The organism is Phycisphaerae bacterium (assembly GCA_018003015.1).
In the GTDB taxonomy this organism is placed as follows: domain Bacteria; phylum Planctomycetota; class Phycisphaerae; order UBA1845; family PWPN01; genus JAGNEZ01.
Map to the genome: position 1 here is coordinate 1 of JAGNEZ010000059.1, position 21,701 is coordinate 21,701.

At 63.8% G+C, this 21,701-nt stretch carries 15 protein-coding genes; 8 read left to right on the plus strand and 7 right to left on the minus strand.

The window, feature by feature from the left end; genetic code table 11:
- From KA354_19810 to KA354_19820, 3 genes are all read left to right on the plus strand, one after another.
- Positions 1-1,050 (plus strand): hypothetical protein (locus KA354_19810; protein MBP7936894.1); only part of this gene is annotated, 1,050 nt, incomplete at its 5' end.
- 92 nt (positions 1,051-1,142) lie between these two features.
- Positions 1,143-2,741, plus strand: a complete 1,599-nt coding sequence (locus KA354_19815) for a hypothetical protein (GenBank protein MBP7936895.1) — start codon at positions 1,143-1,145, stop codon at positions 2,739-2,741.
- Positions 2,742-2,828: 87 nt separating this feature from the next.
- Complete coding sequence (locus KA354_19820) at positions 2,829-3,215, plus strand: hypothetical protein (GenBank protein MBP7936896.1); 387 nt, start codon at positions 2,829-2,831, stop codon at positions 3,213-3,215.
- Here the strand turns inward: KA354_19820 and KA354_19825 are convergent.
- From KA354_19825 to KA354_19845, 5 genes are all read right to left on the minus strand, one after another.
- Entirely contained in the window at positions 3,152-4,594 is a 1,443-nt protein-coding gene (locus KA354_19825; GenBank protein MBP7936897.1) for a hypothetical protein, read from the minus strand. The two genes, KA354_19820 and KA354_19825, sit on opposite strands and share 64 nt — an antisense overlap.
- A 2-nt stretch (positions 4,595-4,596) precedes the next feature.
- The gene (locus KA354_19830; GenBank protein MBP7936898.1) at positions 4,597-5,586 is read right to left on the minus strand and encodes a ThuA domain-containing protein; all 990 of its coding nucleotides are present in this window, start codon (positions 5,584-5,586) and stop codon (positions 4,597-4,599) included.
- Positions 5,587-5,597: 11 nt separating this feature from the next.
- Positions 5,598-7,034 carry a Gfo/Idh/MocA family oxidoreductase gene (locus tag KA354_19835; protein ID MBP7936899.1) on the minus strand — a complete coding sequence of 479 codons (1,437 nt, stop codon included), beginning with the start codon at positions 7,032-7,034 and terminating at the stop codon, positions 5,598-5,600.
- A gap of 611 nt (positions 7,035-7,645) precedes the next feature.
- Positions 7,646-8,017: a trypsin-like peptidase domain-containing protein gene (locus KA354_19840; GenBank protein MBP7936900.1), complete on the minus strand. Its 372-nt coding sequence runs from the start codon at positions 8,015-8,017 to the stop codon at positions 7,646-7,648.
- Positions 8,018-8,465: 448 nt separating this feature from the next.
- The gene (locus KA354_19845) at positions 8,466-9,401 is read right to left on the minus strand and encodes an AraC family transcriptional regulator (GenBank protein MBP7936901.1); all 936 of its coding nucleotides are present in this window, start codon (positions 9,399-9,401) and stop codon (positions 8,466-8,468) included.
- Between the two features lie 568 nt (positions 9,402-9,969).
- Between KA354_19845 and KA354_19850 the strand changes: the two genes are divergently transcribed.
- Complete coding sequence (locus KA354_19850) at positions 9,970-13,986, plus strand: hypothetical protein (GenBank protein ID MBP7936902.1); 4,017 nt, start codon at positions 9,970-9,972, stop codon at positions 13,984-13,986.
- On the opposite strand, the gene KA354_19855 is transcribed toward KA354_19850, so the two are convergent.
- Both KA354_19855 and KA354_19860 read right to left on the minus strand, forming a co-directional pair.
- Positions 13,983-14,168 (minus strand): hypothetical protein, encoded by a 186-nt coding sequence (locus KA354_19855; protein ID MBP7936903.1) that lies wholly within the window; start codon positions 14,166-14,168, stop codon positions 13,983-13,985. The two genes, KA354_19850 and KA354_19855, sit on opposite strands and share 4 nt — an antisense overlap.
- 310 nt (positions 14,169-14,478) lie before the next feature.
- On the minus strand, positions 14,479-15,960 hold the full coding sequence (locus tag KA354_19860; GenBank protein MBP7936904.1) for a bifunctional heptose 7-phosphate kinase/heptose 1-phosphate adenyltransferase: 1,482 nt from the start codon (positions 15,958-15,960) through the stop codon (positions 14,479-14,481).
- 303 nt (positions 15,961-16,263) lie between these two features.
- Here KA354_19860 and KA354_19865 point away from each other — a divergent pair, with 303 nt between their 5' ends.
- From KA354_19865 to KA354_19880, 4 genes are all read left to right on the plus strand, one after another.
- On the plus strand, positions 16,264-17,220 hold the full coding sequence (locus KA354_19865) for a tetratricopeptide repeat protein (GenBank protein ID MBP7936905.1): 957 nt from the start codon (positions 16,264-16,266) through the stop codon (positions 17,218-17,220).
- A gap of 97 nt (positions 17,221-17,317) precedes the next feature.
- Positions 17,318-18,574 (plus strand): SpoIID/LytB domain-containing protein, encoded by a 1,257-nt coding sequence (locus KA354_19870; protein MBP7936906.1) that lies wholly within the window; start codon positions 17,318-17,320, stop codon positions 18,572-18,574.
- Positions 18,575-18,586: 12 nt separating this feature from the next.
- Positions 18,587-19,573, plus strand: a complete 987-nt coding sequence (locus KA354_19875) for a flippase-like domain-containing protein (GenBank protein MBP7936907.1) — start codon at positions 18,587-18,589, stop codon at positions 19,571-19,573.
- A gap of 357 nt (positions 19,574-19,930) precedes the next feature.
- Complete coding sequence (locus KA354_19880; protein MBP7936908.1) at positions 19,931-21,700, plus strand: 2-oxoacid:acceptor oxidoreductase subunit alpha; 1,770 nt, start codon at positions 19,931-19,933, stop codon at positions 21,698-21,700.
- Position 21,701 lies beyond the last annotated feature (1 nt).

A 21,701-nucleotide genomic window follows, 5' to 3' on the forward strand; every position in this document is an offset into this window, starting at 1 on the left:
ATCGACGGCGACGGCCGGGCGGACGACGCCGCCGATGAACTGGACATCGATGGCGACGGCCGGGCGGACGACGCCGCCGGTGAGCTGGACATCGATGGCGACGGCCGGGCGGACGACGCCGCCGGTGAGCTGGACATCGATGGCGACGGCCGGGTAGATGACGCCGCCGATGAACTGGACATCGATGGCGACGGCCGGGCGGATGACGCCGCCGATGAACTGGACATCGATGGCGACGGCCGGGCGGATGACGCCGCCGGTGAGCTGGACATCGATGGCGACGGCCTGGCGGACGACGCCGCCGGTGAGCTGGACATCGATGGCGACGGCCTGGCGGACGACGCCGCCGGTGAGCTGGACATCGATGGCGACGGCCGGACGGACGACGCCGCCGGTGAGCTGGACATTGATGGCGACGGCCTGGCGGACGACGCCGCCGGTGAGCTGGACATCGATGGCGACGGCCTGGTGGACGACGCCGCCGATGAACTGGACATCGATGGCGACGGCCTGGTGGACGACGACGCCGATGAACTGGACATTGATGGCGACGGTCTGGTGGATGACGCCGCCGATGAACTGGACATCGATGGCGACGGCCTGGCGGACACTGATCCTAATGAACTAGACATCGATGGTGACGGCCTGACGGACATCGATCCTAATGAGCTCGACATCGATGGCGACGGCCTGGCGGACACTGATCCTAATGAACTAGACATCGATGGTGACGGCCTGACGGACATCGATCCTAATGAGCTCGACATCGATGGCGATGGCGTGGCCAATGTGGACGATGACGACATGGATGGTGACGGAGTCATCAACACGAATGACACGGATTCGCCCGGCGGCTACGACAACGATCTGGACAACGACGGCGTGCTCAACGACGTGGACACCGACGTAGACGGGGACGGGCTGTCGAACGGAGACGCCCTCGAGCTGGACATCGATGGCGACGGCCTGGAGGACACTGATCCTCTGGAGTTCGACATTGATGGCGATGGGGTCCTAAATGGCGTTGACACAACACCGAACGGCGTGTGATTCTGGGTCGACGTCACGGCTTCAGTAGCAGCGCCTCAGTGTCGCCGAGGCCTTGTGGCCAGACAGGAGTTCCAGCCAGTGGAGTGAGACGAATGAAGCGATACGTTTTCTTGCTGGTGACGCTTATCAGCGGTAGCCTGCTGGCGGGCTGCGCCGCGGCGCCCGACCCGTTGTCTTCGGAAGCGTCTTCGCTGGACACGGCCGCAGCGGAAGCGATCATCGGTGAGGGCGAAGCCCCTGCGGCGCAGGACGACTCGTCTGCGACTCCACAGACTACCGGCACATGCCCCTCGGACGCCGCCCAGCCTGTAAGCGACACATCGCCTGTGGACACTGCAGCCCCGCTCGAGGATGGATCGGCCGGTGACGATGCCGCCTTCGGTGCCTGCTGTCTCCTGGATGGGTGTACGGAGGACCTGCCGCAGATCGACTGCGAACGTCATGGCGGACAGTTCCTCGGGCCGGGCACGAAGTGTACGGCCTGCGTGCCACCGGAGCAGATCGCCGCCACCCTCGACAACATGGACAGCGACCTCGACGGCTGCAGTGACTTGAAGGAACTATTGCAGGGCACCAACCGGCTGGTCCCAGGTGACTGCCGGGACATCGATGGCGACGGGATCGACAACGACGAGGATCCCGACGTTGACGGCGACGGCATCCCCAATGTCAAGGATGACGACATCGACGGCGACGGCATCCCCGACGAAGACGACCCCGACCCGGACGGTGACGGCAAGACTGGCCACGACGACCCTGACGAGGACGGCGACGGGCTCAGCGATCGGTGGGATTTGGACGACGACGGCGACGGGGAACTCGACGCCACCGATGACGATGAGGAAGGGGATGAAGAGGACGACGACGACGATGATGACGATGACGACGAGGAGGAGGAGGGGGAGAAGGATCAGCTCCTGGACCTGATGGAGCAGTTCCGGACCGGCAAGATCAGCCAGGCCGACTGCAACGCCATCGCCAAAGAGATCGTCAACCACTTCGATGCCCGCGAGGACAAAGCCGACATCCAGTACATGCTGATGAAGGTCGTCGAACTGTCGAAAGTCGTTCAACGGGAGTGGGTCAAGTCGAATACCCCTCCGGGCATCGAGGCGATCGATGAAGTGTACGGTCAGTTGGACAAGGCTATCCAGCTTGCCCGCGGAACCGAGGACCAGCTCGACAAGAAGAAGTTGCCGGAAGTCATGCAGGACTTCAAGGCCCGCACCTCGTCCATGGTCAACTTGGCCAAGACCTTCTCCACCCTCCGGTTCGACGAGCTGGGATTCATTGTGGACCGCATGCGCGGGACGTTCGAGCCGCAGAAACTGCAGGACATCTCGGAGCTGATGGGGGATTTCATCGATCCTCACGCGTGGAATGACCACGAGAAGGAGGCCGCCGAACTGCTGGCTTTTGAGCATGGCTCTTCGTCACTGGGAAAGTCCTTCGGCAAGGCGGAGGCCCTGGACCTCCTCAACGCTACCGCCCGCTTGCGCCAGCGGGCCAACAGCCTGCAGGGCACGAAGGCAGAAAAGGACGAGAAATTCCAGTCGCTGCTGGACCGGATGAACGAGGTGTCTGAAGACAAGCCCAACATCACCGACGCGCTCGAGCAGGTGGAGAGCGAGGATGACCAGCAGAACGGCGACGAAGATGATGAGGAGGGCGATGAGGACGCCTCGGGATGACTCGACGAGCCGGTGACGGATAGAGATTCAAGCGGTCACTACGCCGGGCGAAGGCATCTTCCGTCACCTCGACTCGAGGTATTGCAGTTGGCCCTGGCTCACTTGTGCCGCAAGTACTGGTATCCGCTGTACGTATACGTTCGCAGGCGCGGCCATCAGCCCGAGGATACCGCCCACCTCACCCAGGCGTGCTTCGCGCGTTTCCTGGAGAACAAACACGTCTGCTTGGCCGACCGGGCCCGGGGGCGGTTCCGTTCGTTCCTGCTCTCGTCGCTGCAGCACTTTCTGGATGATGAGTGGGACCGGGCGGGGGCGGCAAAACGCGGCGGCGGACGTTTGCCGTTTTCATGGGACGCCGCGCAGGCCGAGGCCCGCTATGTCCGCGAGCCCAAGTACTCTCACGCCTCTCATTACATGGCTTCGATGACTTTAAGTCCCATCAGTGTGGCCAGGTCCGTCGTGCTCTGCAGATGATCGCCGTAGAACACGACCCGGTGAAGCTGAGCAACCCAGCCGTCCACCAGGCCCGCACCCCATTCGTCGAGCATCTTGCCCGCGTCGGCCACCTCCGTGGTAATCTGCGTCCGGCAACCACGGTCATCAAAATCGGGCACCTCGATAATCTTGCCCCTGGAGACCAGGATGGTGTCCAGGTTCACGAGCTTCGCGCACGTGATGATCTGACCCAGGCGCATCTCCACCTCCAGCGCGGCTCCGCGGTCATCATCACGGTGGGTGCGGATCGTGTACGGCGCGGGGGCCTTGGCGGGCCCGTCCATTCGCGTCGGAGCCGTGCAATGGGCGTGAATGACCGCGTTGCGCGAAAGGTCGAACAGCGGGTCGGTGATGAAGCCCGGCACACCGAACGCATATTGGTACATGAGCATGGTGAGCGTGGAATCCATGTCGGCCTCGCAAGCCCCCACCAGCCCGGAATCCAGCAGCCGCACGAACCCCAGACACGGGTAGCCGAGGATGTCGATTGGAATCCCGCCCAGGCAGCGAACCGTGATCGCCTGGGCCCTCTCGGCTTTCATCAGCTCGCGCATGGCCAAGTGCATCCGCGAGGACTTGGTGATCTCATCGCGAGAGGGCTCCACAACCCTTTTGGCTCTGGCGATCCAGTCCTCCGCGTCGGCCTCAGCCGCCTTGGCGTCGACGGCCTTGTGGGCCTCGACGAGCCTGGCCACAGTCACGGGCACGACTTCGACGCCGAGCCGCTCTTTGACCCGCTCAGGCGAGCGTGCCGACGGCGTGCCGTCCGGCTCTCCGATCACAACCACCCGCGATTGCCGCATCTGCCCGGGAACGCGCAGCAGGGCGGCCCCGCGTGCGAGCTCGCCCAGATCACGCGTGGGCTGCAGGACAACCCGCTTGCCCTCTTTCTGCCATTGGCGGACAAACATCCACTCGTGCCCACTGAAGGGCTGCGAGAACACGACCGTGGGCCGGCCGACATCGACGATCTGCTGCAGCATGGGCAGCGTGCCGAGCGAAAGATGGATCAGCAGAACGCCGTCCGCATCTTTCAGCCCGCCGGCCAGCTTCCCCGCCTCTTCGGGTGTCTGCACCAGCTCCCCACCCAGGAACTTCACATTCCCGAGTTGCCGCTCAACCCGGCCGAGCTCTTCCTCGAACTTGCCGACCTCCGCGCGCGGGTCGAAGGTTGGCTTGGGCCAGGCCTGACCCGACTTGCCGACATAGACTTTGTGGATTCTGGCAGAAGGAAGACTCACTGCTGGTTCCGAGGGCCCGGTGGCCGCCCCTTGGCCTGGTTCAACGGCTAGATAAGCCGCGCCGGTTGCAGCCAGACTGGCCCCGATGAACTCTCGACGGCTCAACGCTGGATTCACGATCAGCCTCCTCTTTCTGGTTTGCCCAGTTGGGCATTCTCATTCGATGAAGGACGGCTGCCGCCGGCCGGCCGCGGGGCTGTCGGCGCCTCCAGATCGCCACAAGCGAATTGGATTGCGTCCAGGTAGAAACGTAGAAGCGCGGGATGCCACCAGATTTCTGTGCGGTGCCCGAAGCCGGTGAAGAAGACCCGGCCGCTGCCGTGCGGCTTGACCCAGGCTTGGGCGAAATCGCCATCCTTGCGGGTGACCCATGGCACCTTCATGTTCGTCTTCTGCGTATCCAGCGACAGCAGCACTCGTAGATTCTGACGCGAATACGGCTCACCGAACTCGTAGATCTCGTCCGCCAAGCGGAAGTCCTTTCCCCCGAACGCCGCCACGAGCGGATGGCGGGGTTCCTCCACCTGGATTCCGACCTCCTCGTTCCAGGGATGGCCGATGAACTTGCCGCCCAGCAACTCACGGAACTGAGGCCATTGCGGATTGGCCCCAATGGCGTAGTGATAGGCGACGATTCCACCCCCGTTGGCCACATAGTCGAGCAAGCTCTTACGCAGGGCCTTCTCCGCTGCATCTACGTCGTGGCCGTACGCCTTCAGCTTCTCCAGGTCCGCTTCTGCAGGGCGGATCCACGGCCCGGAGCTGTTGTTCATCACGATAGCGTCAAACCGCCGGATGTTCTCGGGCAGATACACGCTGATGTCGTCGCTGACCACCGGCTTGTAGGCGCCGGTCTTCTCGCCCAGGACCTTCATGGCCAACTCACCGTAGGGGATGCAGTAGCCCTTGTGCGGATCCTTGTCCATGAACGCGGGCGGCGTGTTCCAGATCAACACCGTCCGGGCTCTCTTCGGTGCTACGCGGGCCTTTGCCGGGGCCGCCTTGCGGATCAGGTCCGCCTGGTGCGACGGCACCTGGGCGCTCGCCGAAAACGGCGTGATGAAAGACACCAAGCAGGACACTGCCGCGGAGAGCCTGCAGCCATGCATGAAGAGCCCCTTCACAAGGTCCAGCCTTTGCGATACTCCGAGCGCAGCAGGGCATCGGCCTCGCCATGGTTGGCGATCTTCATTCCAACCGGTTCGAAATCGAGCCTGCCCTCTACCTGCGTAGACACGTTCCCGATCATGAGGAATTCGTTGAGCGCGTCGGCGTAATCAAAATTGGCCCACGCCGGTTTGCCGCCGCGGCAGGCCAGCAGCCAATCCATCTCGTGCCCGCGCGAGCTTTCGACCGTCTCCGGCCGGTCCCGCTGCACATCCTTGAACTGCTCTTCGGGCAGCAGCCGGAAGGTGGCGTTGTGGCCGGTCGCGTGGATGCGGCCTTTCGTGCCCACGATGTAGGCGCCGGAGAAGTCTATCCCCTGTCGATCCTTGTCGGCAGCTTCTCGCTTGAGTGAATCGATCAGCTCGCTGGCCCCGGGCGCCTGGCCGTTGTACCAGGTAAACATGATCGGCGGGAACTCCGCGCGGGCGGGGATGTGCCACTGAATCAGCTCCCAGCGCGGGAATGACAGCCGGTTGAGGCTGGAAGACTTGGCCTCAACCCTGATCACCGGCCGGTTGACTCCGCTCGGCTCGCCCAGCCACAGCTCGTACACCTTAAGCGCCATGAAAGCCAGGTTGGCCGTGTGCGAACCCCAGTTGCCGAGCTGACACGTGCCGAACTCACGCCATTGATGCCACTGCAGCCATTCGTGGCGATAGGGGCGGAATGCGGCCGGGCCGAGCCACAAGTCCCACTTCAGGTATTCCGGGACAGGCTCCGTTCCGCTGGGCGGCTCCTTGCGATCCGCACCGCCGCCGTCGTTCCATATGTGCACTTCCTTGATCTCGCCCAAGGCCCCGCCACGGATCAACTCCAGCGCCCGGCGAAATGGGCCGGCCGCCGTACCCTGGTTGCCCATGGACGTGGCCACCTTGTACCGGTGGGCCAGCTCGTGCAGAGCCCGCGACTCGTGGACCGTACGGCTCAAGGGCTTTTCACAGAGGACGTGCTTGCCGGCCCGGATGGCTGCGGCCGATATGACCGCATGGCTGTGGTCGGGCGTGGCCACAACGACCGCGTCGATGTCTTTCGTCGTGTCGAGCATCTCGCGGAAGTCGTGGAACGTCCGTGGCTTGCTCCTTAGAATCCGCGTGTAGATTTCCGCCGCCCCTCGCTCCCAGTCGTGCGGCGAGGTCGCCAGGGCCCTGGATTGTCGCGCCCATCGCTGAAACGCCGCGGCCAGCTTCTGGTCGTTCACGTCGCACAGCGCGACCACGTTCTCCATCTTTGGGATCGTGTCCACAAACCACTCGCCGCGGCCGCCCACGCCCACCAGCGCGACGTTGAGCTTCTCGTTGGCCCGGTAGCCGCGGGCTGATGAGTCGCCCTTCAGGAGCGAAACACCTGTGCCACCCAGGATCATCCGGCGGAGGAACGTCCGACGACGCATCTGTTGACTCCTGACCCACGGCCAGAACGTACAGGCATTCGTCGTTGCCGGCAAGCAAGCCGCCGACACGACGACCGCGCACAGTCATCTGCTGGCGATGAGCCGTCTTCAGAGCAGTGCGGGCAGGCTCAGGGCCCTCACCTCCTTGCCAGCCCTCCCTGGAATGCCGCCAGCAACGACCCGCGGCAGACCAGTTCTCGCCAAGCGGGGCCGTTCACCTTCCGATCGAGTGGCCGCTCTGTTCCTGCGCACCGTTTTTGACTCATCGCCATGCCCTGGAGGGCGGGCTCTGTAAGCCTTTCGCTTTTCTCGAGGTACCGCTCTGAGAAAAGCGGACCTGTCCCCGAGGTGCCGCTCGGGCCAGGAAAGGCATATCGATCCCGCCCTCCTGTTCCGGGCATGATCAATCAAAAACCGACAACAGAACGACAGCTCCTGCTCTCCCTCAGGCAAAGCGTGAACAGCCAGGAAAAGCTTCTCAGGCCGGTCCGTCGGTCGCCGAGTTCTGTGCCCGGTTCTTCACGGATCGCCTCATTCGCCCAATCACGCCCGGCGACCTGAGCAGTCTGCGGTTGGCTATTCGCATCCTGGTGGACCACTACGGTCGCCAGCTAGCCGAGGCGGTTGGCGAAGAAGGACTCGTCGTCAACAGAGAGCACCGCCAGATCGACGCCCTGAGCTGCGGCAAGGACTTTCGCAGCGATCTTATCCGCAGACTGGAAACCCTGGACGTATACCTCCGTGGTGTAACCCACGACATGGGCGTTGGTCAGGATCCGTTTGCCATCGATGACCAGTCCGGAGCCGGAGACCTGCCGGGGACTCTGTTTTGTCCACGGTCGGACCAGATCAGGCCCCCGGCGAGTAGCCAGTATCTTGACGACCGACGGGCGGTACTCTTCCTGAGCCGACGCTGCCGAGGCCATGTAACCGCAGTTGACGAGGACCGCCACCAACGAAGCAGACAACGAGGCACTTCTCATCGATCAGAACTCCATAAAGCCGCCATGGGACACCGCCCTCCTGTCACTCACCGGGGCACCCACCCCGTGTGCTGTGGCGCAACGGATGCACATCCCCGCACGGGTATATCAGTCCTTATGACACCGCTCGACGACTCCATCCCCTGGACCTCTAAAAGCCTCCATGTTTCAGTGGCACGAGGTCAGGACTCCTGCTCAGAGTATACAGCTCCCGTCGATGAAAAGGGATATCCGCTTCGATACAAGGGGGACACCCAAGACCCTCAGAAAACGCGAGTCCGCACACATACCGTCCTCCCTCAGACTACTGACTGCAGGGAGGCGAACCACCGGCTTCACGATCCGCAGCGAACGGGAGCGGCCATGGGCGCTCGGGGCGCATCAGTCTTCTCTTGATATGGCTTGCGTCTCGGCACCGGGGGGCCGTTTCGAATGGCCCTTGACCACCCTACCGGTTTGCCTCGGCATGCCCCCCGTGGGAGCGCCGCCTGAGCTTAAGGGGCGTAACCCCCTCACGCTGGGCAAAAGCGACCCGCATGCGCTGCTCGCTTGGGAATCCTGCCAGGTATGCGATCGCCTTCACCGGCATGTCCGTCTCTTCGAGCAGACGTTTCGCCCGGTTCACCCGGCAGGCAATGATCTCCTCAACAACCGAATGGCCGACATATCGCTGGAACCGACGTTCCAGGGTTCGTTGGGTCACGCCGACTCCTTCGGCAAGCTGCTTGACGGAGATGGCCTGATGGCCGCGGGTCCATATTCGGGCCAGAGCCCCGGAGACCGCCGAGTCTGTGGGCAGATCAAGCTGAACCGAGGGCTCCAGGGCGCTGGGCAGTGTGATGCCGGCGACCGCCTCGATGACTGTACCCAGCAGGCCCAGCGCGTGCAGTGACAGCAGAATGGAATTGCGGGCCGGATTGACCAGGACCTTTTCGATCAGCTCGTCGAAGCACCTGACCAGCAGCCCCGAGCCGGTGATGCGACGCACCGGGCACTCGCGTTGGAGGAGGGACATGTCCATCAGCCGGTGGGCCAGTTCACCGCTGAAACAGAGCCACCGCTCCGTCCAACCGACTTGGGGCGACGGCCGATACCGGTGCCACACGCCCGGAAACAGAAAAATGACGCTCTGTGGCGGCACCGGCAGCGGCCCGGTGGTCTTCGACTCGAAAAGGCCGGTTCCCTTGTTGATCAGGAGCAGCGCGAACTCAGGGAGTTGACGTCCCTGTTCCCAGCGGAAGTGGTACAGGTGAGGATGGGCTTGCCGGGGGTAGACGGATCCCGGCGGAGTTGTCGCCCGTCCGATCCCCGTCAAGTAGATGCCCCAGCGCATGGCGTCATCGTTGACGGGCAGGTAGCAGTGTACGTCGCGTGCTGATCCCATGACGATTCTCAACCCTTTGAGGTCGCCTCAACCATAGCATGAGCATACCAGACTGGCAACAGGCGTGTCGAGAAACACCTGTTGATTCCTCTTGCTCCGATCGCCGAAAAGCCGTTAGCATACAAGAGGTTCTATCGGATTCCTGGAACGTGCGAACAGCAGGTTGCGTGTGTGTTTCAGGGCTTCGGCCGGGCCTCCGGCCTGGGCCATCCGCCCGGGTACTCTGTGGGGGGCTTAAACCCGGCCCCGCGACGCGGCCGGTTGGGCGCAACCTTGGCGTTGCCCAACGGGGCGCGGGCACAACCGATCGTTTCCGGTGGCCACGGTCGCGGCGATGCGGGCCCGCCTGTGTTCGCAGAGAGAGGAAGGAGGCGAGATCCGCCAGTCACAACCGTACCGCGCTAATCGGCCACATGGCTAACGCGGGAGAACAACCAGGACTTTCTGAGGAGTTGCGGTCGCGGTTCGGTTGTTTCGCCGCCACGCTCACGTCCACCGGACGAACGCCGCTGCTGATCCGCATGGCAGCACTGCCAGTTATCCGTTCTGTTAGAGGAGGACAAATCGTATGCGCACGAACCTGTACCTACGGTCCTGTATCGCGGTACTGGCCTTGTTGGCCGCTGCACCCGCGTGGGGCCAGTTCAGCTATGTCAGCGACTTCAACTCGGTCGCGCCCGGCACGAAGCCTCCGGGCTGGGCGACCCGGAACTACTATGGCCCAGCTTACGACCCGGTCATCTTCAGCCAGGACCCGGCCGGCTGGAACGAGGCCTGTTCCTCGACGCTGTGGAGCATTCCAGGAGCCCAGGACTACGCGCTCTGCGGCAATCGCCTCACCCTGATCCACGCAGGCTTCGCCGACGTCGGCGCCGCCACCGCCTGGTACGCCGGCAACTCCGATCCCGGCTACCCGATGAACCTCCAACAGCAGAGCCTCAAGGCCGAATTCGACATGTTCCTGCGCGTCGGCCATACCTGGATCAATGTAGCGGGGGATGGAGCCACCTTCGCCGTTCAACCGGTTGCAGACACGGTTGACGCCCAACAGGCGGTTGGCGCCTGCGGCGCGGGCGGCAGCATGTTCGGGTGGCAGGCCGGTGGTTTCGCCATTGAGTTTGACAACTGGCCCAGCGGTGGCAACGGCGAACCTGCAGTGTATTCGCAGGGGCTTGGAACGGACTGGGGTCCCGCCAGGAACCACCTGGGGGTGGACCTCTACTCGTTCTGGGATCTCTACAGCGTGGGCTTCCCCAGTCTCCAGACCGACTTGGATGTGCTGGATCTCGTCAACGGCCCGTTCTACTGGCCTACCGGCGTGTCACCTGATGTCTTGCCCTACATGATGATGATTGGTACCTGCAACATCCCCATTCATATTACCGTCTATTACAATGATCCGGATCACGGCGGGCTGGGACAGATTCAAGTGTACATGAGGATCCCCAATTCAACCGGTCTGCCCGGCGTCCTGCTCGACCTCCAGCCGGGCGGGTACGGCCTTGGCGAAGGTGATCCTCCGGAAGGCAAGAAGGTCCTCGACTACCAGGTCGGCCCTTGGCCTAGCACCGGTGCGGTTTTCGGCTTCAGTGCCGGCGGGGGTTCGGCGACGGGCACCATGCAGTTCGCCAACGTTCGAGTGAGTACCACGGGTGTCAGCGGCACAGCCCTGCCGTACTCCGGCAGTATTCCGCAGCTCGCCGCCGGCGATCCGGTGACCTTGACCGCTTCGCCGACCGCCGGTACGCCGAGCCAACCCGGCTGGGATGTAACCACGTACGCCTCCAAGGTCCAGCTTCCCAGTCTTGGCTTCCTCAAGAGAGACATCGCGACGGACCTGGCCTCGGGCGTCAATGCACATCTGTCGCTGCTTGCCAGCGTCACTGGAGAGCCGGCCGTCGACTACGTCGATACCGGCGATAACGGCAACCTGGGACGGGGCCGGTACTTCCCCGGCCTCACCGACGGGGCCGATCACGACAACTTCGCCATGACGGCCAAAGGGTGGATCCAGTTCCCGGCCGCCGGCGACTACTCCCTGGGCATTGGCGCTGACGACCAGGTCGAGGTCTCCATCGGAGGCCAAGTCGTACTCTCCGGTTTCACCGGCATGTACGTCGGTCAGAATGAGGACATCCGCTGCAACCTGCATGTCGACCCCGCCGGCATCTACCCCATCCAGATCACCTATGTTGCCGCCACGTCCGGCGACGGCGTCGAGTTCTATCGCCGTCTGACCAACATCACCAACCCACTGACCTTCCCGTATGCGGCCATCGGCAGCACCAACGCCGGCCTAGCCGACCAGCCGGTCGTCTACGGGCTGTTGGACGGCAAGGCAGCGCCTCTGGACTTGTCGGGCGGCGAACCGTGGACACTCACCCTTTCCAAGACCGAGCGCGTCAGCAACGGCACGACCGCCGGTGCTTCGGGATTCAAGGTCAAGACGACGCCCTCGCCGTGGATCTACTACCAACCCGGCTCGGGCTACAACCTGTTCTGGAAGCGCGACCGGGAATGTGAAGACTGGAACACCTCTGCGTTGATGTTCCTGGATTTCCTGGGCAATGATCCGGCCCACGCCAGCACCTCCGACACCATCAACTTCGCCACTGGCGATACCACCGGGTGGCCTCGTGTGTTCACCGGCGGCACGCCGTTCCCCAACGCTCCCGGTGGCGCTCAGCTCTTCGCCATGCGAGCCGACGGTTTCGTCACCCTGAGCCCGGGCACCTACTTCCTCGGACTGGACGCCAACGACCAGGCCCGGCTCTTCATCGGCAATCAGGCCATCGACGTCGTCTACTACCAGCCGCACATCATGCTCTTTGAGCTGGTCGTGCCGCCGGATGCCGGCGGAACGTATCCCATCCGCGTCGAGTACACCCAGTACCTCGACGTCGGATACGTCGATCTCTACCAGGTGGTCGATGGCACGGTGGTACCTGTCAACGGCCCGGGTTCCACCATCACCGTGCACCAATCCGTGACGCCGGGTGCTGCGTATCATGCCGTCAAGACGAACGGCTATGTCATTCCGGCCAGCGCCAAACGCGCCGAGACGGGCCAGGGCGGCACGCTCGGCTGGAACGCTACCTTCGCGCCCTGCGCAGCAGAGCAACCCTTCTTCGGCTACGCTGAGGCGGCCCTGCAATACGATCTCGCCGGCGGCCCGAACATCGTGATCGTCGCCCCGCCCGACACCAGCCAACACCCTAGCGTCGTCGCCTATGGAGCCGGCCAGGGGCTCGGCCGTTTCCCCGGTAGCCAGACCAACTGGATGACGGCCTTCCCATCCTGCCCGGCCGACTATGACAACTTCGCCGTGGCCGTCGAGGGCCTCATCGAGTTCCCCGGGCCGGGGGATTACGGTTTCAACACCTGCACCTCGGGTGCGTGCAAGATGTGGATCGGCGGGCAACTCGTCCAAAGCCATTCGGCCGCCTACGCCTGGCCTTATAACAACGGCGACCCTGCCCAGGACAACATCCCGGTCTCAGTGCACGTGGACGAGGCCGGCCTCTACGACATCCGCGTGGCATACATCCAGTCAACCGCCGTGACTCCCACGCCTCTGCTGGAGGTGTTCCAGTACCAGACGGCCGACGCGAGCCCTGTGCTGCTCAACAGCCCCGGCGCTCTCAACGTGTTCCAGAACCTGGCCGACGGCGGCACTCCGCGCAATCCGGTCGTGCTTCCGACCAGCGCTAAGGTGGCTCCGTATGACGCCGGCATCACCCCGGGTCTGCATGCCGAGGTTGTCTCTTGGGCGGCGGCCAGCGGCGATACATATGGCCAGTCCGTTTACGGTGGCCTTGGCCACGATGCCTTCATCAATCTCCACCAGGCCAAGGATCTGCTCGACGCGGTGGTCTACGGCGACGCCGATGCGCTGCTTCGGCAGCAGGGTATGGTCGCGTTCAGCGGCATCGTCTACCAGGTCAGCTTCAAGACCGACAATTGGGCTCTTCCGCCCGGAGAACCGTTCCCGGGAGAGCTGGATAACTGGTTTGCCATGCGTCTCAGCGGCCGAATCGCTCTGAAGAAGGGCGGCACCGTCATGGGCGTCTTTGCCGATGACGCGGTGATCGTCAAGATTGGCGGAGTGGACGTGCATCGCGAAGGGGCTACCTACGATGCCAACGAATGGCCGATGATGTACGTGCATGCCCCGGAGGACGGCCTCTACCCCATCGAGATCGATTACCTGGCTAAAAGTGGCAACACATTTCTCTGGCTGTTAACCACTGACCCGGCCTGGACGGTGTGGAACCCGATCAACTCGGATCCCAACTACTTCGGCGTGCATTTCTACGCCGACGTGGCCACTTGCGACCATCAGCCGTTCGCCGACGCGGACGGCGATGGCGACGTCGACCAGGTCGACTTCGGTACGTTCCAGACGTGCTTCACGGGATCAACGCCGCCGTCCGGGCCGCTTGGCTTGTGCAAGTGCTTCGATCGCGACAACTACGGCGTGGGCAATGGCGCCGTCGACGCCGCAGACTTGGCGGAGTTCGCCAAGTGCTATACGGGTGCGATGATTCCGTGGTCGTCGGCCCAGTCGCCGGACTGCAAACCCTAGCACACCTGCCATGAGGTGAAGGTCAGTTGTCCTCCCGACGGCCATGGGCGAATTGACCCGCCCGTGGCCGTCCGCTTGAGGATCGCCAACTGCCGGCCGAGGTTCAGGTTCTCGACGGTCAAAACCGTTTGGAGAACCAGGTGAGCCCGGAAGACGGTCGGGACCGCGCGCAAGCGGCCCATGTCCCCTTCCTCCTGCGCCTTGGGCAAGGCAGGCAGACGCCAAACGAGCCGGGGCAAGTCGAGTCGGCAGGTTCGGTCGGGCAGCGAGGCCGAGTTTGTCGAAAGGGACGGCCGCTGACAGACACCAGGAGAGCCATGTTTTCGGTTCGTTCTGTGCCTCGCGGGACCGGTTTCGAGCTCGTCTTGACCGCAGGGTCGAGCGGTTGGGCGAGACATCCTCAGGTACCCAGGCAGCCGCAGCTGCCCTGATCGAGGTTGCCTGCTTCTGATCAGGCCCGTGCCGGGGTTCGATCTCCCCAGCCCGGTCGGCCTACGATCCGTGCCTGATTCGCTCGATGATGCCGCTCGTGCTCAGGCCCTTTTCCATGGGCACGAGGACCACCCGGCCGCCCGTGGCTTCGACATGTTCCCGTCCGACCACACCCTTGTTCGCCCAGTCCTCGCCCTTGACCAGGACGTTCGGGGACAGCTTCTCGATGACCTCCTTCGGGGTCGGGTCGTCGTAGATCACCACGTAGTCCACGCAGCCCAAGGCGGCCAGAACTTCCGCTCGTTGATCCTGGGGCACGATGGGTCGGCCGGGAGCCTTGCCCTGGGCACGCACCGAGACATCCGAGTTCAGGCCGACGACCAGGATCGCGCCCATCCTTCGGCACTGTTCCAGCAGCCGCACGTGTCCCACGTGCAGCAGATCGTAGCAGCCGTTCGTGAATACCACCGTCTCGCCCCGGCTCTTGCGAAGGGCCAGCTCGGCGGCCAGCTCCTTCAAGTCACGAACCTTACTGCCGGCCGAGCCCGACGAGATCCGCAGGTCGGCGATGACCTCGTCGCGGCGGATCGGCACGCAGCCGAACTTCTCGACTTCCAGGCCGCCGGCCACGTTGGTCAGATGAGCGGCCTGCTCCCAGGTCGCCCCGGCCACCCGAGCGGCCACCAGCATGGCCAGCACGGCGTCGCCCGCGCCGGTATTGTCGTACACCGCTCGTGGCCGCGTCGGAACGTGCACCGGCTTCTGCCCGCGGACTGCCAGGACCACCCCCTCGCGGTCCAGGGTGACCAGCAACCCCTCTAGGTCACATCGCTCGATCAGGGGGTTCACCTCGGCCAGCACGGTCGTCAAGCTCGTATCCGCGCAGCCACTGGCGATCTGGAACTCGTTTCGGTTCGGCGTCAGCATCGTTGCCCCGCGGTAACGGGCGTAGTCGCTGACCCGAGCCGGATCCACTAGGACCGGTTTGCCTGCTTCCCTTGCCGCCGCGATGATGCGTTGGCACAGAGCGTTGCTGAGAAGCCCCTTGCCGTAATCCTCCAGGCACACTGCGACCGCGTGGGAGGTGCATCGCCGCACCAACTCGGCCAGCCGATCCGCATCCCCGGGACCGAGTGGCCGGGTCACCTCCTCGTCGACGCGCATGAGTTGTTGCCGATGACGATGCTGGGCCAGGCCGACGAACCGCGTCTTGGTGGTGGTGGGGCGGTCGCCGACGGCGAGTACGCCGCGTGTGCTGATCGCCTGGTTCTGCAACAGGGCTCGCAGCCGGCTGCCGGAATCGTCCAGACCGACCGCTCCGCAGCAGATGACGTCCAGGCCGAGCTCACGCAGGTTGGCGGCCACACTGCCGGCCCCGCCGACCCGCTCTTCCTCCGATTTCTTGCACAGCACCGGCACCGGTGCCTCCGGGCTGATCCGCTCCGCGTCGCCGTAGACATACCGATCCAGGATCAGATCGCCGACCAGCAGCACCCGCTGGCCACCGAACGCCTCCACCAATCGAATCAGCTCTGGAATCAAGGGCCACTCCTTTGCCCAGGTCGGGATGCTGCCGCCGTAACAACCTGTCGGCCAAGTGTTTACACCATGTGACGGGCGCGGGATCGCGTGCCTCGCACCTCGGCGGCTCATGGTATTCAAGCCTTGCGGGAGCGTCAATTCCCCGGCGACGGCGGGCGGCCTTTCGCGGCCCTTGCATTGGGGCTTGGTTTGACTACACTACCTTCGAAATCGCGTGCGGCGCGGGGCGGGTCGGCTATGTCCCTTGCACGCCGCGTCATGATTGCTTCCTCACTTTACACACGGAGCACAGGGTTCACCACAATGATTGATGTCGCCGCTTTGATCCGCGAGGGCAAGATCCAACAAGCCGAGACCGAACTGAGCCAGAGCCAGGCGGAATCCGCTAACAATCCGCAATGGCATTTCGCCCGCGGGCGGCTTCTGGAAGCCAAGGGACAGGGGGGGGATGCCGTGGCCGCCTACGAGAAGGCGCTCAGCATGGACCCCAATCACCAGGAGGCGATGTTTGCCCTGGCCTTCTACCTCGACTTGCACGGTGCGGATGATGAAGCCGTCAAGTACTACGAGGCCCTGGCCGCCAAGACGCCTGTCCATGTGAACGCGCTGATCAATCTGGCGGTGATTTACGAGGATCGCGGGCGATATGAGGACGCCCTCCGCTGCATCGATCGCGTCTTGGCGGAGCACCCCAATCACCAGCGGGCCCGCATGTTCGCGAAGGACATCGAGAGCTCGATGGACATGTACTATGACGAGAACCAGGAGCGCAGCCGCCAGAAGCGCAATGCGATCCTCGACACCCCGATCGCGGATTTCGAACTCAGCGTCCGCAGCCGTAACTGCCTCCGCAAGATGAACATCAACTCGCTTGGCGATCTGCTGCGCATTAGTGAGGCGGAACTGCTGGCCTACAAGAACTTCGGTGAGACCTCGCTCAACGAGATCAAGGCCATGCTTGCCCAGAAGGGGCTGCGGCTGGGCCAGCTCAAGGAGGAGGCCATTCGCTCCACTCGCCCGGCCCCGCGTCGCCAGCTTCCGGAGGGTTCCCCGGATGTGCTCAACAAGTACCTGTCCGAGATCGAGTTCTCCAGCCGGTCGCGCAAGTGCCTCCAGCGGCTGAATCTGGTCACCCTGGGCGACCTGATCATGCGGACCGAGGCAGAGCTTCTGGCGACCAAGAATTTCGGCCAGACCTCCTTGAACGAAATCAAGGCCAAGTTGGCGGAGTTTGGCGTCAGCCTCCGCAAACCGGAGTAGATTCACGACGATCGCTACCGGGCTGAGCAGTGGGCTGCCGGGCAGGTTGGCTGCCTGTCGAGTGACCACCCGGTCGTTGTGGTCCCATGATCACCGCATGTGTTGTCTCGCCACACTGGGATTGTGGGTACTCCTCGGCGCGGGCTGTCATCAGACACCCGGGACGGCACCTGCCGGCGCGGCTTCACGTCCCGCGGAGGCGGTTCCCGAGCCTATCGACCGGCAGATCCGCGTCCTTTTGCTGGAGGGCACGCCCGCGTGTTCGGTCAGCTCGGACGAAGCGTTCGATCTGATTGACCCTGCCGCAGGTACCCATTTCGGCCAGGGCGAAGGGGGCAAGCCGCTCGGCGTCGTGTTTGAGGGTCAACGGATTCGCGTGCCATCACTGCAACTCGACTTGGCCGACGAAGTCGTTGATTTGGTGCCCCGCGGCCTGGAGCCCATCGGGATCCAGGTCAACGGCAAGGTCCAGTACTATCGCGGCTGGATCCGGTTCACGCGGACCGGCGACAACGCCGGTGCGGTCACCAATGTCGTTGACATCGAAGACTACCTCATCGCCGTCGTGGATGCCGAACTTCCGCGGCGATTCCATCAGGAGACGTTTCGAGCCCAGGCCATCGCGGCTCGGACGTACGCCTGGTATCACAAGCAGACCGCGGGTAAGAAGCGCTCGTGGGACGTGAGGGCGACGGAGCGATCGCAGGTATACCGCGGGATCGGCCGGAGTCCACACGGGTCTCCTGCCGCGGAGGCGGTTTACGACACCCGTGGTCTGGTCTGTGCCTGGGATGCACCCGAGGGCGAGCGGATCTTCTGCACATACTACTCCTCCGCCTGTGGCGGGACGACCGCTTCGGCAGCCGCCATCAATGGGCGGGAAGACGCCCAGATCCCGCCCCTGGCCGGCAATGTGCAGTGCGATTTCTGCCGAAACGCGCCCGATCGTTCCTGGGGACCGGTTGCACTCGGCAAAACGGTGATCACCGAGTCGCTTCGCGGCCGATATCCCCGTTTTCGGGCCATCGGTCCCATCGAGCGCATCGAGGTGGCCGAGGCAACTCCCGCCGGGCGAGCCGCGAGGTACCGGTGCATCGACGGCCAGGATCGCGAGGTCGAGATCGAGGCCGAAAACCTGCGGCTGACCCTCGACCCCACCGGACGCGAGATCCGCAGCACCTGCTTCGTTCTCGCCAACAACGGCTCTGAGTGCGTGTTCCAGGAGGGACGCGGTTTGGGGCACGGCGTCGGCTTGTGTCAGTATGGCGCAGACGCCTTGGCTCGCCAGGGGATGAAAGCGAGCCAGATTCTGAAGCTGTATTATCCGTCTTCTCGGGTCAGAAGGGCGTACTGAAGGTTCGCACGCATGGAGGCTGAGTCCAGGTTGCGGCTGTCGGCAGTCCTACGCTATGCGGTCTGCGCCGCGGCCTTGGCGTGGCTCTATCACAAGACCGACTGGGGCCAGTTCAAGCAGGTTCTGGTCAGTGCAGATTGGCGGCTGGCCCTGCTGGCAATGCTGGTCTTCGGTCCCGCGGTGCTGCTCATCTCGGTTCGCCTGAAGGTGCTCCTGGCCGTCCAACAGGTCCATCTGTCCGTGTGGCAAGCCGTGAAGGTCACCTTCGCCGGGAACTTCGTGATCAGCGCCTTGCCGGTGGGGACGCCCGGCGGCGATTCGGTCAAAGCCTACTACGTCGCTCGAGACACACCCCTGAAGCACGAGGCGGTCACGGCCGTCTTCTTCGATCGGGCGGTTGGGGTGCTCGGCCTGCTGCTCATGGCCGGCGTTATTGTCCTGGCCGACTGGGACAATCCGGCCTTCAGGGTGTGGGGGCGGGTCATCGGCTTCCTCCTGCTGGTCCTGGTGGTGAGCGTAGGTCTGTATGCGTCGGCTTCCGTACGCCGCGCACTCCAACTGTGGCGAGTGGTCGCGATTCTGCCTCTCAGCCGACACATTCACCGCGTGGACAAGGCGATCATGGCTTTCCGCCAAGACCTGGGACGGGTGGCCGTCTCGATGTGCTTAACCTTCGTTCTCCAAACGATTTCCATTGCAGCGTACTTCCTGGGAGGCTGGGCCCTGGGCGTGGTGGGCACCGATCCCTGGACGGCGTTTCCGGTGTATCTTGCCTATACCCCGATCTGTCTGCTCACCGGAGCGTTGCCGATCGGCGTGATGGAACTGACTTTCCAGGAGCTGTTCGCCGGGGCCGCAGGGCTGGGCAGTCCCGAGGCGGCGCTGTCCCTCTCATTCTTCGGGCGACTGATCCAGCTGATCTGGGCAGTCCCGGGAGGTCTGGTGGTGCTCCGCTCTCGGGCCGACCTGAAAAACGCCGGTCTGGACGCGGCCGAATAGGTCCAACCGCCCACCGCTCCTATACTCCGGTGGCGGCCGGTTTGCAGCGGCCGGCTAATAAGTTATCCTAATGTTGGTTTTTGGTATTCGCATTGCGTGTGACCTTCAGATGGAATCCGTAGGGGACGGCGCGGAAGTCCGCCGCGGGATACGTGGTCTCGTGAGCAGTCGCCCGCTGCCCTGCAGCAGACAAGGGAGGGCGCTTCGGCGACCACCGCGATCCCCCACGCACCCGGTCGTCAGCGTCAGACAACCGTGACGAGACTGGACACCCAAATCGAGCAGGCCGCTGCGGCCAAGAACCTGGAAGACCTCAAGAGTGCGATCGTCCGCTTCGCCGGCGATTCCGGCGACGGCATGCAGGTGGTCGGAACCCAGTTCACCAACGCGACCGCATTGGTGGGCAACGATCTGGCCACCCTGCCGGACTTTCCCGCCGAGATCCGTGCTCCGGCCGGGAGTCTCGCCGGGGTCTCCGGCTTCCAGATCAACTTCGCCAGCACCGAGATATTCACGCCCGGAGATACCGTCCAGACCCTGGTGGCGATGAACCCGGCAGCCCTCAAAGTCAACCTCGGCGATCTCGAGCGGGGCGGCCATCTCATCGTCAACTCCGACGCGTTCACGCCCCAGACCATCAAACAGGCAGGTTACGAGAAAGACCCGCTTGAGGGCGACGAGTTGGCCGGCTACCACCTGCACAAGGTGCCCATGACCCGGCTGACGCTGGACTGCGTCAAGGACGTGGGGCTCAAGCACAAAGATGCGGAACGCTGCAAGAACATCTTCGCCCTGGGACTGACCTATTGGTTGTATGAGCGTCCCCTGGCCCCAACCCTCCGGTGGCTTCAGGAGAAGTTCGGCAAGGACGAGAAGCTTCGCCAGGCCAACGAGTTGGCTCTTCGGGCGGGCTTCAACTATGGCAACACCACCGAGCTCTTTCAGGTTCACTATCGAATTCCCCCCGCCAGGCAGGAACCAGGCGTCTACCGCAAGATCAGGGGAAACGACGCGACCGCCTACGGTCTGGTCGCCGCCGCGTGGCAGGCCGGCAAGCGGCTCTTCTACACCGGCTACCCGATTACTCCGGCCAGCGACATCCTCCACGAACTGGTCAAGCACAAGAACTTCCAGGTGAAGGTGTTCCAGGCTGAGGACGAGATTGCCGCGATGTGTGCGGCGATCGGGGCGGCGTATGGGGGGGCCATGGCCGCCACCGGCACGAGCGGGCCGGGCATGGCCCTCAAAAGCGAGGCTCTTGGCCTCGCGGTCATGCTCGAGTTGCCGGTCGTGATCATCAATGTCCAGCGGGCCGGGCCGAGCACCGGTTTGCCCACCAAGACCGAGCAGGCCGACCTGCTCCAGGCTGTCGGCGGGCGCCACGGCGAGTGCCCGCTGCCCATTCTCGCCGCCCAGTCACCCTCGGACTGCTTCTGGACAGCGTTTGAGGCGTTCCAGATCGCGGTCAGATACATGACTCCCGTGATCATGCTCAGCGATGGCTACCTGGCCAATGGATCGGAGCCGTGGCGTGTGCCCCGGGTCGAGGATCTGCCCAGGATTCCCGTGGTCCACGCCACCGATCCCGAGGGCTTCAATCCTTACTCGCGCAACGCGGAGCTCGCCCGTCCGTGGGCGCTGCCCGGGACCCGGGGGCTGGCCCATCGGGTCGGCGGATTGGAGAAGGAAGACCTCACCGGTCGTGTGTCCTACGACCCGGTGAATCATGAGCGCATGTGCCGGTTCAGGGCGGCCAAGATCGCCAAGGTGGCCGAGAGCATTCCGGATCAGGCCATCTACGGCGACGATCACGGCGACCTCGTCCTGGTCAGCTGGGGCGGCACCTTTGGCTCGGTTCGGACCGCCGTCGAGCGGGCCAGAGAGGCCGGCCTGAGCGTCTCCCACATTCACGTCCGCCACCTGAACCCCATGCCCCGCAATCTCGGCACGCTTCTCCGGGGGTTCCGAAAGATCCTTGTTCCTGAGCTCAATATGGGCCAGTTGAACATGCTTCTTCGCGCCACCTACCTGGTTGACGCCGTCGGGATCGACAAGATGCAGGGCCGGCCCTTTACCGTGGCCGAGCTGGTGCTCAGGATTCAGCAGACCCTCAAGGGGGATCATTGAC

Coding starts and splice junctions, on each gene's coding strand:
- KA354_19815 (MBP7936895.1), top strand. CDS start 1,143: ATGAAGCGATACGTTTTCTTGCTGGTGACGCTTATCAGCGGTAGCCTG.
- KA354_19830 (MBP7936898.1), bottom strand. CDS start 5,586: ATGCATGGCTGCAGGCTCTCCGCGGCAGTGTCCTGCTTGGTGTCTTTC.
- KA354_19835 (MBP7936899.1), bottom strand. CDS start 7,034: ATGCGTCGTCGGACGTTCCTCCGCCGGATGATCCTGGGTGGCACAGGT.
- KA354_19840 (MBP7936900.1), bottom strand. CDS start 8,017: ATGAGAAGTGCCTCGTTGTCTGCTTCGTTGGTGGCGGTCCTCGTCAAC.
- KA354_19845 (MBP7936901.1), bottom strand. CDS start 9,401: ATGGGATCAGCACGCGACGTACACTGCTACCTGCCCGTCAACGATGAC.
- KA354_19850 (MBP7936902.1), top strand. CDS start 9,970: ATGCGCACGAACCTGTACCTACGGTCCTGTATCGCGGTACTGGCCTTG.
- KA354_19855 (MBP7936903.1), bottom strand. CDS start 14,168: ATGGGCCGCTTGCGCGCGGTCCCGACCGTCTTCCGGGCTCACCTGGTT.
- KA354_19865 (MBP7936905.1), top strand. CDS start 16,264: ATGATTGATGTCGCCGCTTTGATCCGCGAGGGCAAGATCCAACAAGCC.
- KA354_19870 (MBP7936906.1), top strand. CDS start 17,318: ATGTGTTGTCTCGCCACACTGGGATTGTGGGTACTCCTCGGCGCGGGC.
- KA354_19875 (MBP7936907.1), top strand. CDS start 18,587: ATGGAGGCTGAGTCCAGGTTGCGGCTGTCGGCAGTCCTACGCTATGCG.
- KA354_19880 (MBP7936908.1), top strand. CDS start 19,931: ATGCAGGTGGTCGGAACCCAGTTCACCAACGCGACCGCATTGGTGGGC.